The 15,772-nt window shown below is 71.8% G+C and carries 11 protein-coding genes; all 11 read right to left on the minus strand.

The window, feature by feature from the left end; all coding sequences use genetic code 11:
• Positions 1 to 9 precede the first annotated feature (9 nt).
• Positions 10 to 978 carry an ATP-binding protein gene (locus ACWDRR_RS25990; RefSeq protein WP_449774631.1) on the minus strand — a complete coding sequence of 323 codons (969 nt, stop codon included), beginning with the start codon at positions 976 to 978 and terminating at the stop codon, positions 10 to 12.
• Entirely contained in the window at positions 972 to 1,346 is a 375-nt protein-coding gene (locus ACWDRR_RS25995; RefSeq protein WP_449774632.1) for a hypothetical protein, read from the minus strand. Before ACWDRR_RS25995 ends, ACWDRR_RS25990 begins: the two co-directional genes overlap by 7 nt.
• A 1,063-nt stretch (positions 1,347 to 2,409) precedes the next feature.
• Positions 2,410 to 2,883, minus strand: a complete 474-nt coding sequence (locus ACWDRR_RS26000; protein WP_449774633.1) for a hypothetical protein — start codon at positions 2,881 to 2,883, stop codon at positions 2,410 to 2,412.
• A gap of 55 nt (positions 2,884 to 2,938) precedes the next feature.
• Positions 2,939 to 5,740, minus strand: a complete 2,802-nt coding sequence (locus tag ACWDRR_RS26005) for an ATP/GTP-binding protein (RefSeq protein WP_449774634.1) — start codon at positions 5,738 to 5,740, stop codon at positions 2,939 to 2,941.
• A complete protein-coding gene (locus ACWDRR_RS26010) occupies positions 5,737 to 6,396 on the minus strand; it encodes a hypothetical protein (RefSeq protein WP_449774635.1) in 660 nt (219 codons plus the stop codon). The genes ACWDRR_RS26005 and ACWDRR_RS26010 overlap by 4 nt, the downstream gene beginning before the upstream one ends.
• A gap of 15 nt (positions 6,397 to 6,411) precedes the next feature.
• Positions 6,412 to 7,473 (minus strand): C40 family peptidase, encoded by a 1,062-nt coding sequence (locus tag ACWDRR_RS26015; protein WP_449774636.1) that lies wholly within the window; start codon positions 7,471 to 7,473, stop codon positions 6,412 to 6,414.
• 44 nt (positions 7,474 to 7,517) lie between these two features.
• Entirely contained in the window at positions 7,518 to 10,472 is a 2,955-nt protein-coding gene (locus tag ACWDRR_RS26020) for a hypothetical protein (protein WP_449774637.1), read from the minus strand.
• Positions 10,469 to 13,060: an ATP-binding protein gene (locus ACWDRR_RS26025; RefSeq protein ID WP_449774638.1), complete on the minus strand. Its 2,592-nt coding sequence runs from the start codon at positions 13,058 to 13,060 to the stop codon at positions 10,469 to 10,471. Before ACWDRR_RS26025 ends, ACWDRR_RS26020 begins: the two co-directional genes overlap by 4 nt.
• Positions 13,057 to 13,689, minus strand: a complete 633-nt coding sequence (locus ACWDRR_RS26030; RefSeq protein ID WP_449774639.1) for a hypothetical protein — start codon at positions 13,687 to 13,689, stop codon at positions 13,057 to 13,059. Before ACWDRR_RS26030 ends, ACWDRR_RS26025 begins: the two co-directional genes overlap by 4 nt.
• The gene (locus ACWDRR_RS26035; protein ID WP_449774640.1) at positions 13,686 to 14,015 is read right to left on the minus strand and encodes a hypothetical protein; all 330 of its coding nucleotides are present in this window, start codon (positions 14,013 to 14,015) and stop codon (positions 13,686 to 13,688) included. Before ACWDRR_RS26035 ends, ACWDRR_RS26030 begins: the two co-directional genes overlap by 4 nt.
• Positions 14,012 to 15,115, minus strand: coding sequence for a hypothetical protein (locus ACWDRR_RS26040; protein ID WP_449774641.1), 1,104 nt, complete (start codon positions 15,113 to 15,115; stop codon positions 14,012 to 14,014). The genes ACWDRR_RS26035 and ACWDRR_RS26040 overlap by 4 nt, the downstream gene beginning before the upstream one ends.
• Between the last annotated feature and the right edge of the window lie 657 nt (positions 15,116 to 15,772).

The raw sequence follows: 15,772 nt of genomic DNA on the forward strand, positions 1-15,772 counted from the left end.
AAGGGGACGTCAGTGGGTGTTGAGGGCCTGGGCCTCGGCGATGGCCACGGAGGTCCCCGCCGTGCGATCGGTCGCGATCCGGCCCGCCGCCCCGGTGTTGGAGGACCAGTCCACGACCCACTTGCTCGTCGCGCCGATCGCGTACTGGCCGGCCTTGTTGTAGGTGTGGCCGCACTCGGGTGCGGTGGTCCCGTAAGACGGCTGGTAGGCCTTGCCGGCGGTGGTACAGGTGACCGTGGCGCCGTCGCCGGTCGTCCAGATGATGCGCTCCACGTGCGCGGTGGCGGTCACGGTGACACCGCCGGCGGCCGCCGTCCCGGTCTTCGGGCCCCAGGTGGTGTCGCTCGGGACGTTCCACAGCCACACCGGCAGACCGACGAGGCTGCTGGAGCCGGGCTTCGGCGCGATGCCGATGTTCGCACCGGTCAGCCGCATCGCCTCCACCGCCTGCTGGGCGAGCTGCGCCGGGTCGATCACCACCCCGCCGCCCTGGCCGGGCGGAGGTGTGGCGCTGTAGGTGGTACCACCCATCAGCTCGGCGCCCTTGGCCAGGCACGTGCGGTTGTACAGGGCGCCCTGTCCGGGCTGCCAGTCGGCCGGGATCCCGTTCGCCAGCTTCCAGCGGTAGCTGTCCGCGGGGGGCTGCGGGTCCATCAGCTGCCAGTAGCAGCGGTCGGTGGGGTTGAACCAGCCGTACCGGTCGACGAAGCAGGGGACCTCGTTGTCGTCGATGACGCAGACAGCTTTCCCGCCACCGCCGCCACCGCCACCACTTCCCGTGCCGCCGGTGCCCGTTCCGCCACTGCCGCCGGTACCGCCCCCGCCTGGCTTTGTCCCGCCGTCGCCCGCATTGATGTCGCAGTTCACCACGAAGGGCGGGCACTCGACACCGCCGTCGGCCCAGGCGGTTGGCCCCAGCAGCACAGCGGTGGGGAGCAGCACGGCGACGGCGCCGGCCGCGCGCGCTGCTCTCAGCACGACTGCTCCCGGTCGTAGGCCGCGTCCGTGACCAGCCATCGGCCGTCGATGTACTGGACGACGGCGTTCATGACCTGTCGGTACCGCCCGTCGGTGGTGGACTGCTTGCCGGTCGTCTTGTTCACCGGCAGGAAATTCGAGCTGTCGACGCAGTCGCGGATGGTGGCCCGCCGCGGCGCGCTCGCCAGGTCGACGGCCTGGACCTGGGGCGTGAGCAGAGGCTGTCCCCTCACGACAAGATCGTTCTTCGCGTAGTAGGCCACCGCGACCTTGAAGCCGGCCAGCGCCTTGTCGGTCATGTAGGTCTCAAGGTCGTCGGCCCCGTCCAGGGAGCCGGCTGCGAACGCCTTGACCGTCACGGTCCACATGCCGCGGTAGGCAACCAGCGCCCCTTCCTTGGCGTCTGCGGTCGGATCCGGAGCGCTTGACGTGGGCACTGCTGACGTTGCCGTCGGCATAGCCGACAGGGGCGGCGTGGAGGCAGGCGCGGCCGACGTGTCGGCAGTCGAGGAGCAGGCGGCCGTGCCTCCCAGCAGCAACGACAGTGCCGCGAGGCTGGATGCTGCTCGGCGCAACCTGCGGAGTCGAGAGGGGAGGCGCGCGGGTACGTCGGGGTTCTGCGCCGATTCTTCAGCCGTTCCAAGACTCACGTTCTCTGCCCAACTTCGCGTCGATCCGGCGTGAGCCGGCCTGAATTCGAATTTGACCCAGATATGACAGATCAATGGGTCGACGGGCGACCCGGGCCGTGCCAGGGGAAGCCGTATCAGTTCTCCCAACTGCGGCTGCCCGTGCACTGCATTGCCTGTGTCACGTGCCTAACACGCCTGATCCGCCCCCCGTTACTCAGCCTCGTGGTGGCGATAGACGACGACAGGGCCAGTGCGGTGTGCACGTATGACCGAATCGCCCCGACCGCATTCGCCCCAGAGCTTCAGTGTGATCACAATACGCAACTTTTGAGTCGCTGTCTGCATGATTTCGGTCATCGCGCGCGTGCTGTTGGCATAGGCTCGCGACAAATTGGTGCAAACGTAGTGAACATATCTAATGGCATGTCAGCTGACGAATCGGACCGATCGAACCACGGCCTGGGGCACCCCCTGCTGTGTCCGATTCACCGATTCGGACGCAGCCGTCAGCCATGCCGGGTGAGCATGGTGGCAGTCGCCCCACCAGCCCACCGGACATTCGGCCTCTCAGCTACTCGGTCCGGTTCACCGGCTTGGGTGCAGTCGGCGGTCGGCCCGGCCCCTGTCGCCTCGGGGTCTGAGGCTTTGTCAAGGCGACCGGGGCGCCGCCGGGTGAGAGCGGCCCGCCCTGCTGCACCGCCTGGCCGCCGCTGCCGAAGGAGTTCAGGAAGGCGAGCACCACCGCGTCCTGCTCCCGCGCGCGGCGCAGCCGCTCCTCCGTCGGCTCGGCCCGCACTGCCTAGTTCGCCGAGGCCGTCATCCGGCCGACGAGCTTGGGGCTGTAGTACGCCTTGAAGACCTCCTTGACTTGGGGGCCCTCGACGCGCAGCGGCCCGACCGGAGCACCGTTGGCGGTGACCTGCACGTAGTGCTGGAAGCGGCTCAGCTCGGCGACCGCAGCCGGGTCGACCGCGCCGTGCCACTCGTCGGTGACCACCCGGATCGCGGCCATGGCGCCGGCGGTCGTGCTCACCACGGAGGCGTTCTGCAGCAGTGACTCCCGCGTGGTGGGCTGTACCCGGTTCAGGTGCTGCACCATGACATGGAGCCTGACCTTGAACTTCCGGAGCTGCTCGGTGATGCTCGCGAAGGTCGGACCGCCGGCCGGGTCTAGCGAGATGAGTTCGTCGGCGAAGACGTGGAAGGGCCGGCGGGCGTCCTCGGCGGTGTCACGGCGCGAGAGGCCGTCCCGCAGCAGGTCCTGCATGATCATGGAGATCAGCAGGCGGTCGCTGGGTCCGGTGCCCTCCAGGCATCCGGCTCCTCCGCTATTCGGCCCGGTTCACCGGCTTGGGTGCGGCTGGCGGGCGTCCCGGCCCCCGTCGACGCGGGGTCTGAGGCTTCGTCAGGGCCACCGCTGTCCCGCCGCCGGGCGTCGGCGTTCCGCCCTGCTGGACCGCCTGGCCGCCGTTGCCGAGGGAGTTCAGGAAGGCGAGCACCACCGCATCCTGCCCCTGGGCCCGCAGCAGGCGCTCCCCGACCGGCTGGGCCTGTACGGCCCGGTTCGCCGTTGCGGTCATTCGTCCGACCAGCTGGGGGCTGTAGTAGTCCTTGAAGACCTCCTTGACCTGCGGTCCCTCCACGCGCAGCGGGCCGATCGGGGCTCCGTTGGCGGTGACCTGGACGTAGTGCTCGAAGCGGCGCAGCTCGGCGACGGCGGCCGGGTCGACCATGCCGTGCCACTCGTCGGTGACCGTCTTGATCGCGGCCATGGCGCCTGCCGTGGTGCTCACCACCGAGCTGTTCTGCATCAGCGATTCCCGGGTGGTCGGCTGGACCCGGCCCAGGTGCTGGACCATGACGTGCAGGCGGACCTTGAACTTGCGCAGCTGCTCGGTGATGCTCGCGAAGGTCGGCCCGCCGGCCGGGTCGAGGCTGATGAGCTCGTCGGCGAAGACGTGGAAGGGTCGCCGGTCGTCCTCGGCGGTGTCCCGGCGTGACAGGCCGTCACGCAGGAGGTCCTGCATGATCATCGAGATGAGGAGGCGGTCGCTCGGCCCGGTGCCCTCCAGGCACAGCCACACGATCTTGCCGTCGTCCATCGCCTCGCGGATGTCGTAGGCGCCGGTGGGGTTGCCGAGGAAGGCGCGGGTGACCGGGTTCGCGGCCAGGCGGTCCAGCGGGTTGGTCACCGGGGCGAGGACGTCCGCCGGGTAGGTGGCGAAGGTGGTCTCCCACCAGCGGCGCTGCTCGGCGGAGAGCATGTCCAGGATCGGGCGCTGCACCTCCTGGTCGGTGAGCAGGGTGCGTACCTGCAGGAGCGTGGCCTGCGCGTCGGGGCGGCCGGCGTGGCAGGCGGCGAGGTTGTAGGCGACCAGGGCCTCGATGGCCTTGGTGAGGATGGTGGCGGCCCGCGGGTGGGTGGCTTCGCTCCAGGACAGGGCCGTGGCGAGGGCGTCGACCGCGGCGGTGACGGTCCTCGCCGGGTTCTGGTCCCGGTCCATGCCGATCATGTTCCAGCTGGGGATGACCGCGCCCGGGTCCTCCGCCCGGGCCAGGTCGATCCGGCAGACCAGGGAGGACAGGGCCGGGTGCGCCAGGTAGGGGGCGACGGAGCGCCAGGTGTCGCCGTGCGGGTCGACGAACAGCACGCCTTCGCCGGCCAGGGCCACGGCCAGCGCCTGGACGAGGGCCCACTCGGTCTTGCCGTAGTTCGCCTTGCCCACCTTGATGCTGAAGAGGAACTCCGCGAGCAGGCCGGCGATCAGGCGCCGGCGGCCGTCGGGGTACTTCAGGTAGCCGTGCGGCACCAGGGACTCGCCGGGCACGTAGTCGGGCAGCTCGGAGGCGAGCACGGGGAGCACGCTGTGCACGGTCGGGGGCTTGAGCAGCCCCTGGAGCTCGGAGATATGCACCCAGTTCGGCTTGCGGGGGGCCACCTGCCCGGTGCTCCAGCGCTTGTCGAAGGCGTCGCGGCGGTGGCGGCTGTCCGCGCTCCAGGTCAGCGAGAGGAACCGGCCGGCGTCCTGGGCGAGCCGGCTGCCGTCGCCGAACACGTCCATGGCGGCGGTCAGCTGACCGAGCAGCTGCCGGGCACGGCCCTCCATGGTGGAGGTGCAGCGCACCAGCACCTGGATCCGCACCAGTCCCCGGGAGCTGGCGAGCCGGCCGAGCGCCTTGTCGGTGTTGAGGGGCTGCGGGCGTGGAGGGGGGATCAGCGGAGGCCTGCGGGCCGACGACGGCTCGAACAGGCTGGCCAGCTGGAAGCGCCAGGAGTCCTGGACGTCCTGGGCGTCGGTGGCGGCGTGCCCGGCGGCCTTACGGGCCCGGGTCCGCTCCTTGTCCCGCGCCTCGTGGAGGATCTGCCACTGGCGCAGCTTCACCTGCCAGCCCGGGATGGGCTGCAGGTCGAGGACGACTTCCGCGACCTCGCCCAGCTCGGTACGGATGTCCGCGACGGCGTCGATGACCGGCTGGAGCGGATCGGGCTCCAGCGGCACCTCGCGCAGCGCCGCCGACGCCCGGCCCCTGAGCACGAACTCGGCCCGCACGGCGTGCAGGCGCTTGGCCTTCTCCTCTTCCTCGCCTTCCGCGGCCTTCATCCGCCGCTCCTTGCGCGGCTTCTTCCTCTCCTCCTTCCGCGCCTCCGCCTCCGCCCGCACCTGCTCGGCCCACGAGTCCTCGGCGAGTGCCGCCTTCTCCACCGTGACCTCCCGGTAGCGGCTGTCGCGCAGCAGGGTCGCGGCGTCGCAGTGCGCCTCCAGCGAGTACTCCAGCGGGGTGCTGCCGTCCGCCCTCAGCCGTACCCGCACCCGCTTGGCCGCCTTCGGCGCCCACCACGGGCCCTTACCCGCGGCCCGCAGTACGACGGCGGCCTGGCGCCAGATGTCCTCCGGGCTCGGATCGAAGCGGCGTGTGGGCGTGAGGATGAAGCGCTGCCGGTCGGCCAAGGTCTTCATGAGCAGTCGGTAGCGGACGACGAAGGCCGTGATCGCCACCGGCGTGACCACCAGGAGCACAAGGTCGCCGTTGTCGGACAGCCAGCCGGCCGTCGCGGACGCCCACGACCACGCCGCCCAGGAGACGTCGACGAGCGTCTGAGGAAGGCCGGATGCGGTGTTCGTGCTCATCGTCGGGGCTCCCAGGTGCCGTTGACGAGGGTGAAGGTGACGAGGGCGGGTCGGTGGTCGCCGTACTCTCCGGTGGGGGAGGTCCCCGCCCACAGCAGGTCGACCGCGGCGTGCTCGGGGTCGCCCTTGGCGGTGTGGGCGATCGTCGCCTGCACCCGGAACCCGGTGTAGAAGTACGGCCGCCCGCCAACCCCTTGGACCGCGGGGAAGTAGTCGGGCCATCTCTGGCGGCCCTCGCCGGTCGCCTCCGCCGTCCACACGTCGCGGGCCAGCGCGCTGAGCTGCTGGGCGGTCTCGGCCGGGAGGTCGCTGGCGCGCTGCGCGTTCAGGGCGGCCTGGATCGCGGCGTCGCCCTGCGGGCCGTCGCCCGCCGCCGCGACGCCCGAGGGCACCTGCGCGGCCGGAGTGGTGGCGGCCGCCGGTTCGGGTGAGGGGGCCTCGCTGGTGGGGGGAACTGTCACGGTGGCGGCGGAAGCGGTGGCGGTGGGACTGGGGTTGGAGTTGGGGGCGGGAGGTGCCTGGGCCGCCGTCGGTGTGGTGGCGGGGGAGTGGGCGGTGCTGTGGGGGCTGCTTCCCGGGACGATCAGGGCGAGTCCGGCTGCGAGCAGGACGGCGGCACCGGCGGCGGGGACGGCAATCGAGCGCTTTGTACGCATTTGTGATGGTTTCTCTCATTTCAGGACGCGGGCGCCGCCCGCGTAGTCGTAATTCCAGACCGCAGCCTGTTTGACCGAATCACCCGGTTTTGGGGCATTCAGCATCTGTCCGCCGCCGATGTAGAGGCCGACGTGGTAGATGCCCTGCACGGAGTTGCCGAAGAAGACCATGTCGCCGGGCTGCAGGGCGCTGACGCCGGCGGAGGCCGGGATGCGCTGGCCGACGCCCGCCTGGGCGGATGCGACACGGGGGAGCTGGACGCCGACCTTCGAGAAGGCATAGACCATCAAGCCGGAGCAGTCGAAGCCGTTCACCAGCCGGCCGTCCTGGCGGCCCTGCGAACAGCAGACCCCCGTGGTCGGGCCGCTGGCGTCGCCGCCGCCCCACGAGTAGGGCACTCCGGTCTGGCTTCGCGCCGCCTCGATCACGGTCCGCACCTGGTCCGAGACATCGCCGATCGGCGCCTGGTCACCCAGCGCGGCGTACTGGTCCCGCCACCGCAGCACCTCGTCCACGTAGGCGTTCGAGGCGTTGTAGCTGTAGACCGCCTTCCTCAGCTGGGCGTTGTCGGTCAGGTCCCGGCCGTCGCCGCACAGGTACAGGGCGGCGGCCAGGGTCTCGTCGTCCGCGTTGTTCGGGTTCGCCCCGCCCTCGGGGCGTACCCGGGCGGCGTACCCGGCGAAAGTGGACGGAAGGAACTGCATCGGGCCGACGGCGGCGTCGAACTGGCTGTTGCCGTCCCACTTCCCGCCGTCGGAATCCGGGATCGCCGTCGTGTTGCCGCCGGCGCCCGAGCCGTTGAGGATCGGGCCGATGATCGACGGGGTGATGAGCCCGGCGGGGTCGATCTGGTGACCGGAGGCGTGGTTCGACTCGACCTTGGCGATGCCGGCCAGCAACTGCCAGGACATCCCCTTGCACGCCGGGGCCATCTGCGGCACGGCCCCGGCAGCCCGCACGTAGGCCTGCACCATCCGGCCCGGGATGTCGCTGATCATCCCCACCGGAGCGGTGCTGCCCGGGTCCGCCCCGTCGATCATGCTGATGACGGGCAGGAACATCAGCCCGAGCACCATCAGCACCCCCAGGCAGCCAAGCCGCCGGATATGCCGGAACGCCTTCACAGGTCCAGCCCCGGCTCAGGGTCCAACGGCCAGGGGTTGATCCAGTATTCGGCGAGCTCCTCGGGGTCAAGGTAGTCCGCCGGGTCCATCATCCGGGGGTTGACTCGCCGTAGGACGGAGGGGTCCATCGCGGGGTCCGCTGCGCTCGTCGGTTCCGGTTCCGGCCTGGGCTCCGGGGGCGGTGCCGGAGCGGGTCCGGACGGCACCGTACGAGTGGGGAAGATCTCGCCCGTGGTGTGGTCGACCAGCATCCCTGACTCGTCCTCGACCAGGGAGACCGACGCGGCCGGAGGCGCGACCTCCGGCCCCAGCGCCCCCCAAATGTCTGACGGCCCGCTGTCCGCGGGGCCGGAGTGCACGACCACGCGGTCCCCGGCACCGGAGCCGTCGCCGCCCAGCGCGGCTGCGCTCGGCTCGACCTCGTAGAACGGGTACTCGCCGCCGCGGTCCCGCGCGTGCTCCCAGACCTGTCCGTAGTCGGCGGGGTCGTAGTGGTCCGCTCGGGCGCTCGGCTCGCGGAACGGGTCGCCGACGGCCAGGTCGTAGCCCAGGGAAGCCCTGTCGCGAGCCGACTCGTACATGCTGCGCACGCCGTTGACCAGCGGGGCCACGTGGGTGTCCGCCATGACGGCGGCCTGCAGGTACTGGTGCCGGGCCGCGCCCTTGACGGTGTTGTACGCGCCCTGGGCGGTCCGCGCCGTCGTGCTGAACCCCTCCTTTTCGTCCTGCCACCAGGCCTTGCGCACGTTGGAGTAGTGCCGCCACTGCTGACCGGCGTGGCCCCGCAGGATGCCGCCGGCCCGGTTGAGCCGGGTGAGCGTTGCCGGAGCGCCGGCGGTGACGTCCCACCCGAACTTGCCGGCCTTCCCCGCGAGCAGGGCCATCCGCCCGGCCCGCGTGTTCAGCAGCCGGTTGTGCACCGCGTGCCCGAGCGGCGTGAGGCCGCCCCTGGGCATCAGCACCTGCCGGCCGCCGGCCGTGACGCTCTGAGCAGACCCTCCGCCGGGACCGCCGGGACGGCCCGGGCGCCCGGGCCCGCCCGCTCCGCCGGGACCGTGGGGGCCGCCGTGCGGCGGCTGGATTGCCCCGCCCAAGGGCCCGACCTGACCGACCGGCTTGAGCCGGCGGGCCAGCTTGTGCGGCGGCAGCGGATTGCCGACCGCCAGCTGGTGGGCCGCCCGCACCGGCAGGGCGAGTGCGGCCATGCCGCGGCGCACCTCCCCGTAGGCGCCGGCCGCCATCGCGGCGGCGTTCATCTTGCCCAGCCCCGGATCGGCCAGCGCGGCCAGGCCCTCACCGATCCGGGCCCGGCGCAGCAGCGACGAGTTGCCGGCCGCCGAACTGCCGAACCCGCCGCCGAAACCGAGCCCGCCGCGCAGGCCGCCGTAGCTGCCACCTGCTCCCGCGCCCTGTTGGCCGAGCGCCTGCGACATGGCCAGGCCGAGGCCGGAGTTCTCACCCATGAAGAGCGAGCCGCCGATCCTCGCGAACCTCATGCGGTTCGCGAACCGGTCGCCCAGCTGGCTGGCGGCAGCGAACACCCGCTTGTGGAAGACGAGGATGACCACCGCGAAGGCGTCCATGATCAGCAGGCGTTGGATCATGACCGTGTTATGGCTGTTGGTCAGGATGCTGTTGGCCCCGAGGGCGAACATCGGGATCATCACGGAGACAGCCAACTCCGTGACCACACTTGTCAGGAACACCCCCAGCCACTTCCACAAAGCGGCCCTGTTCCCGCCCGGCAGCATCGCCCAGATCCCGGCGGCGCCCGTGAGCGACGCGGCGACGACGTCGGCGAACTGGCAGCCGATGTGAACCAGGGCCATGCCGAGGATCACGATCGCGATAAGCAGCACCGCCAGCAGCACCAACGCGACGCCGCCCACCCGGTCCCAGTCGCTGTTCACCGCGAAGTTGTAGGCGTTCTTGCCCTCGTCGCCGTGCTTCTTCAGCTCGCTCTTCAGCTCGTCCCAGGACGAGGTGTCTTTGCAGATCGCGTTACTGCCCGGCATCCAGGAGATCCCGCAGTCGCTGCTGTCCTTGCCCTTGATCTGGCCGTGAATCCACCGGTAGTGGACGTCCGCCAGCGCCTTCTCGTTGGCGTTGCTGGAGCTGGGATCCGGGATGATCCCGTACTGCAACAACTCGTAGGGCTGCACGACGAGACTCTTCGTCAGCATCATGCGCATCGGGCAGGAAGGGTCCTTCTTGTCCTTGTCAGAGGTGCAGCCCGGATCGGGCCCCCCCACCCCGGCCGCGAGCTCGCCCGCCTGGTGCGCCGCCTGCTGCGCCTGGACGACCGGGCCCTGCTCGCCGAGCACCGCGCGCGGGGTCAGCGCCGGCATCAGCACGATCGTGGACAGCAGCAGGGTGATCAGTATCTCGCCGGCGCCGCGTCCCACCTTGCCGCGCATGATCAGCAGGCAGCCGAAGGCCACACCGGCGGCCATGAACACCCCGTACATGCCCAGGTCGTTGCCGAGGATCTGGAAGAACTCGTAGTGCAGGCCCTGGGCCGTCTCTATCAGCGTGCTGACGATCGGGAAGTTCCAGATCCACTGAATGACCCAGCACATGAGGCCCACCAGCAGCCGCACCAGCGCGAAGCCGGCGCCCAGCAGCAGGTTGCACACGTGGCTGCGGATGTCCGTGGTGCCGCCGTTGTCGGACTTGAGGTCGTAATTGTCGAGCGGCACGCCCTCGCTGCTCTGCACGTTGAGGGGTGCGAGCACGCCGCCGCGCTCGCCGTCCGCGGCGAACGCGGACTGCGTGCCAGCGACCATGAACAGGTAGGTGATCCCGAGGGTCATCAGCACGGTGCGCCGGCCGGGCCAGTACAGGGCGGCGAGGTCGCGAAGGCGCCGCCAGGCCACGCCCGCCCGGCGGGCACGTGAGGCGAACCGGCCGGCCGTACGGGCCAAAGGCTTGGGGATGAGGCGGCCAGTCATCGAAGCGCCAACTTCCTGGTCTGGTCCGCGCCGCGCACCGCGGCCGGGCGCTTGCTGACGGGGGTGGTGAAGATCGCGTCGTACTTGGGCAGGTTCGGGATCAGGACCTGGATCAGGCCGATCCGGCCGCGGGTGTCGCGCAGGAGCATCTCGCCGGCACGGTTGGCATGGCCGTGCGGGGACAGGTCGCCGGTGACCAGCTGGATGAGCGTCTCGTCGTCGCCGGGCAGGCCCAGGAACTCCAGCCCCCGCCGGGCCATGGCATCGTCTGTGGTGCGCGCGAGCACCCGCTGCACGATCAGGCCGCGGATCGTCTCGTCGCCCAGGTCCAGGGCGTCGTGCCCGCCCGCGCACCAGCCGGCGTTGTGCTTGCGCCCGTCGTGCGCAAGCTCGTTGATCAGCGCGGACCCTTCGGCGCTGGAGGTCAGCCAGTACACCTCGTCGAAGATCACAGCTGCGAAGCGGTGCAGGTCCGAGAACGAGATGTGCCGGGAGATCGCGGCGATCAGGTAGAGCACCGCCCGCCCGATCAGCGCCTCCAGCGGCTGCGTGCGCAGCACCTCCGGCCGCCCGAGGGCCTCCTTCGGAGGCAGCGTCAATCCGTTGGTCGTGAAGACGACCAGGTCGGCGGTCAGGTCGGACATGCTCAGCGCCGGGAGCGTCTGGTCGAAGACCATGCGGGCCAGGCGGGCGTCGGCCACCGTGCTGAGCAGGTCTAGGACGTCCGCCGCCGCCTCGCCGCGGTTGCCGCCCTCGGTGGAGATCGACCGGAGCTCCTCCAGCACCAGGCCCATGTGCGGGTTCCGCGCTGCGGCGGCCGCCTTCACGGCCCGGCTCAGCGCCGCGCCGCCGGCCGACATCGCCTCCATCTGCGTCTGCAGCAGCAGGTAGCTGAGCGCGGCCGCCTCGCCCTGCGCCGTCGGCAGCACCCGCAGCGGATCGATGCTGATCGTCGCATCGGCGGCGTCGATCACCTGGTGGCGTCCCGGAGCGGCGGTGCGCGCGAAGTGCGCGTACTCCCGGTGGTTGGTGCGGTCGATGACGATCGCCCGGTGCCCGCGGTCGATCAGATCGGCCGTGACCTTCTTCAGCAGCACCGACTTCCCCGACCCCAGGTCACCGAGGACCGCCAGGCTCGCCGCGATGTTGGAGGCCGGAGCGGAGGCCAGGTCCAGGTGCACCGGACGGACCGTGCCGCAGTCCAGCGACCGGCCGATCATCGGGCCCGTGTCGTCACCGACCTCGCCGACCGTCAGCGGACCGGTCATCGCCCAGTCCTCGGACAACTGGAACTGGGTGCACTCGCGGGTCCGCAGCGCCGGGCCGGCGCCCGGAAGCCCGAACTGGAACATCCTCACCTGCCCGCCGCGCGGCCGGATCGCCCGGTAGTCCGCACCGCCCAGACGGCCCTTCAGGTCGCGGGCCCGGTCATCGCACAGCTGCGTGGTCGACCCCCACACCGTGAACACGGTGCGGGACTGAACCTCCAGCTCGACCGAGGTACGCCCGAGCCGGGCCTCCTGCTCGCCCAGGATCTCGGCCGCGCCGTGCAGCGAGTCCGGGGTGCCGGTCGGATGGGCCGCCCACTGGTCGGCCTGATCCGACAGCTCAGCCTTCTTCTTCGCAATCGCCCGCTTGGCCTTCGCGCTGTCCACCAGCGTCAGGTCGACGACCGCGTCCACCGGGTAGGGCAGCAGCTCCAGCTGAGCCAGGATGTCGGCCGAACCCTCCACGACGGCCTCGGGAATCTCCTCCAGCGCCAGGTGCGCCTGGTAACCGGTCCCGTCCTCTGTCTCCACCTGCAGCCACACCTTCGACAGCGCGCCGCCGTCGAAGCGCGAGGCGAACCAGCTGCGCCAGCCGCCCGACTCCTTGCGGCGGGCCGCGGGCTCCTGCCCGGCCTCCAGCAGCCGGACCTGGCCCAGGCTCGCGTAGCCGGGGCTGCGCAGCCGGGCGCCGACGACCTTGCCCTCGAAGCGGCGGCCGTGCTCGGCCTCGGCCAGGAGCGGCTCGACCTGGCCGCGGTGCACGGCGTGCTGGTGGATCCAGACGATCTCGGCCGACCGGGCCGGGCGCACCTGCAGCCCGCCGCCGAAGTCCGACTCGACCTGCCGGGCCACTCCCCTATATAGCTGCACCTCGCTGACGGGCACCGGCGCGACGGGCAGGCCGGCCTGCTCCCCGAGGGTCGCCCACACGGAGCCGCCGGCCTGGGTCAGCTGGGCGGCCCGGCCGGGCACCTGCAGCGGCAGCGCCAGCCACAGGGTCCGGCGGTGCATTTCCGAGTCGTCGAGCATGAACGCGGCGGCGGACGCGCTCTCCCGGGTCCCGGGGTTGGCGTCCGGGTCTATGCCGGCGACGACCCGCTCGAAGACCTCGCGGGCCTCGACCCGCGCGCACAGGCTGTACAGCCGGGCGTTGCCCGACAGGGACCGCACCAGGGAGGTGACCCGGCGCAGGACCTCCTGGCGCTCCAGATCGGAGGCGTAGCGCGAGCCGATCGGCTCCACGCGCCAGAAGCCCCAGACGGTGCCGGTGGTCGACCACATCAGGTGGCCGGACAAGTGGCGGAAAGCTGCGACCCTCACGAGGGGTCTCCCTTCTGGGCGGAGTGGATGGCCGCGGCTGCGGCGAGCATTTGCTGAAGCGGGGTGAGAGCCGGCGTGGAGGCCGCGGTCCGGACCGGCGGCGGGTCCGGGGCCGGCCCGGGCGGGCGCGGCTCGAAGATGCTGAGGCCGGGCGCCGGCTCCTCGGCCGGTTCCCCGCCGTGCGCCCCGGCCGGTGCGGCGGCCGGGGCGCCTGCCTCCTCGGGGAGGTCCTGGCGCCCGTCGACGCTTTCGAAGGTGAACGCGGCTCCGGCCAGGACGACGGGACGGATCGGCCGCACCGCCCGCCCGCCGATCTGTCCGGCCCGGGGGGCCACCGCCAGTGACAGGGCGTCGGCCAGCACCAGGAACGGCGACCGGCCGGCGATCCGTGAGTGCCGCGCGGCCCAGATCGCCGCCGCCCACGCCGCCAGCGGCAGCGGGCCGAGCACCGGCGCCCACCACGAAGCGGTCTTGACCAGCACGAACGCCCCGACACCGGCCACCACAAGCTGCGGCGGCGTGTACGGCCCCATGGGCAGTCGCCAGTCGCCGATCTTGCCCAGCACCCAGGGATGCCGGCGGGCCTTCGTGTAGGAGCGGCCGATCCGGGGACGCGCGGCGCTGCTCACGCCCGGACCAGCTGTCCGGTGAACACCCCGCCGGGCACCTCACGGGGAAGCTCGCCCGATGCCTGGTAGGGAGCGGGGACGGCGGGCTTGGTCTCCTGGACCTCGTCCCGGAAGATGTCGGAGAACGAGAGCCGGTTGGCGAACAGGCTCCAGCAGATGACCAGGCCGATCACACCGCCGATCGCCGCCTTGATCGACATCTTCCGCACCGCGTGGACGATCACGATCGCGGTCATGCCGATCATGAGGCCGCTGGCCACCCACCCGACGAGGGTCGTCGCCCACGAATTGCCGAAGTTCTGCAGGGGTCCGGCGAGCTGGGTCACGGCCGCGCTCCGTTCGAGGAGGAGGGAGAGGGCGACGGCGGGCTCACCGCGCCGGAGGGAGAGGAGGAACCCGGCGCGACGGGGACGGCGACCGGCGCGAGCGCCGAGACCTCCCAGCGGCCGGCACGCGCGGTCAGGCGCAAGGGGTAGACCAGCGGCCAGTCACCCGAGGCGTCCGTCGCCTGAACGACGGCCTGGGCCACCAGGACCGAGCCGTCGGCCGGCGAGGCCGGGACGGCGGTGGTGGTGGCGAGCGCCTTGAGGGCGACCTGGGTGTAGGTCGAGCCGGGAGCCGGGATCGCCGCGCCGGGCGCCAGGTAGCGGGAGCTGTCCCCCACGCCGGTCAGGTACGCGCTGAGGTAGCCGGTGATTGTCTCCCGCAGCGGCCCGTCACCGACCTGGGAGCCGTAGTCCGGCACCGCAGGGTCCGGACCGGAGAGCGAAGAGGGAGCGGCCACCTGGGCGGGGGCCGCCGAGATCACGAGGGAGTCCGGCGCGCCGCCGGAGCCGGCGGTCCGGTTCATCGCCACCAGGACCGCGAAGTAGCGGACCTCCGTCGTCCCGGCCTGGGCGCCCCGGCCCTGCGCAGAACCCTGCGCAACGTTCTGCGCGGCGCTCTGCGCAGGATTCGGCGTCGGCTGGCCGCTCTGCGCATCGGCCGGCGGGACCACGACGGTGGCCGCCACCGTCACCTGCCAGGTGCGCCCGCCCATCGGCTGGCTGCGCACGGCGATCGTCTTCTGGACGGTCAGGCGCGCAGTGGTCTTCGGCCGCGGCAGCTCGACGCCGGGGGCCATTGCGCGCAGCGCAGTCGAGGCGGCGGTGTCGGCGGAGCTGCGCAGCCACAGGTCTACGAAGCTCTCGGCGTAGCCGGTCGGCGGTGTGATCGCCGAGGGGATGACGGGCGCAGAGGCCGGCGCCGCCGAGGTGGTCTGGACGCCGATGACGGCGACGGCCAGGGCGAGCGGCCCGGCGGCGATCGCGGCGAGGATGCCGCCGCGAAGAAGGCCGGTCCGTGCGCGGGCCCGGCGCAGCTCACCCCCGTCGGCGATCGGGGCGGGATCCGGCGCTCGGTCGCGCCGGTTGAAGAGAGGACTCACGAAGGTCTCCTGGGAGGTCGTCAGCGGATCAGCTGGCGACCGAGGAAACCCCGCGACCGTTGGTGAAACCCTTGGTGGGGAACAGCCCCTGGGTAACGCCTCCACAACGGCCTCCACCAATGCTTTGACCTGGTGGTTTGTCGGCCTGCGCGGATTGTTTGGTGGACCGCCCGGATACCTTGGTGGCCGGGCGGGGGCCGTCGGCGGATACCTTGGTGGCCCTCCGGCCCGGCCGCCGGGAAACCTTGGTGGCCCTCTCCCTGCACCGGCCGATTCCTTGGTGGAGGCCCCTCGGGTGCCCGCCAACCTTGGTGACGGCCCCTCGGGCGGGCCCCGAACCTTGGTACGGGGGTGAACCCCCGGTGCGCCAACCTTGGTGGCCCGCCCCGCAGCGGCGGGGAAACCTTGGTGGCCGCCCCGGGGCCGGCGGACCCGGGGCCGGCCGCCGCCACGGGGTCCCCGCCGGTACCCCTCCCGCGCAGAGGTGCCCTTGCGCAGCCCGTCCCCGACGGCCGTTCCCCAGGAGCGGTGCGGCACCGATGGGCCGCGCGCCGCGCCCGCGGACGGCCCGGCGCCCGGCCTCACCCCGGGCGGCGGAGCGGACTCCTGCGCAAGATCATCTGACGGGATGCGCGGAACACCGCGCCGCGAATGCGT

The organism is Kitasatospora sp. NPDC003701 (assembly GCF_053587085.1).

What these genes read in the sequence shown, in the direction of transcription:
- ACWDRR_RS25995 (WP_449774632.1), bottom strand. Translation starts at nt 1,346, where the DNA reads ATGTGGACCGTGACGGTCAAGGCGTTCGCAGCCGGCTCCCTGGACGGG.
- ACWDRR_RS26000 (WP_449774633.1), bottom strand. Translation starts at nt 2,883, where the DNA reads ATGATCATGCAGGACCTGCTGCGGGACGGCCTCTCGCGCCGTGACACC.
- ACWDRR_RS26005 (WP_449774634.1), bottom strand. Translation starts at nt 5,740, where the DNA reads ATGAGCACGAACACCGCATCCGGCCTTCCTCAGACGCTCGTCGACGTC.
- ACWDRR_RS26010 (WP_449774635.1), bottom strand. Translation starts at nt 6,396, where the DNA reads ATGCGTACAAAGCGCTCGATTGCCGTCCCCGCCGCCGGTGCCGCCGTC.
- ACWDRR_RS26015 (WP_449774636.1), bottom strand. Translation starts at nt 7,473, where the DNA reads ATGGTGCTCGGGCTGATGTTCCTGCCCGTCATCAGCATGATCGACGGG.
- ACWDRR_RS26020 (WP_449774637.1), bottom strand. Translation starts at nt 10,472, where the DNA reads ATGACTGGCCGCCTCATCCCCAAGCCTTTGGCCCGTACGGCCGGCCGG.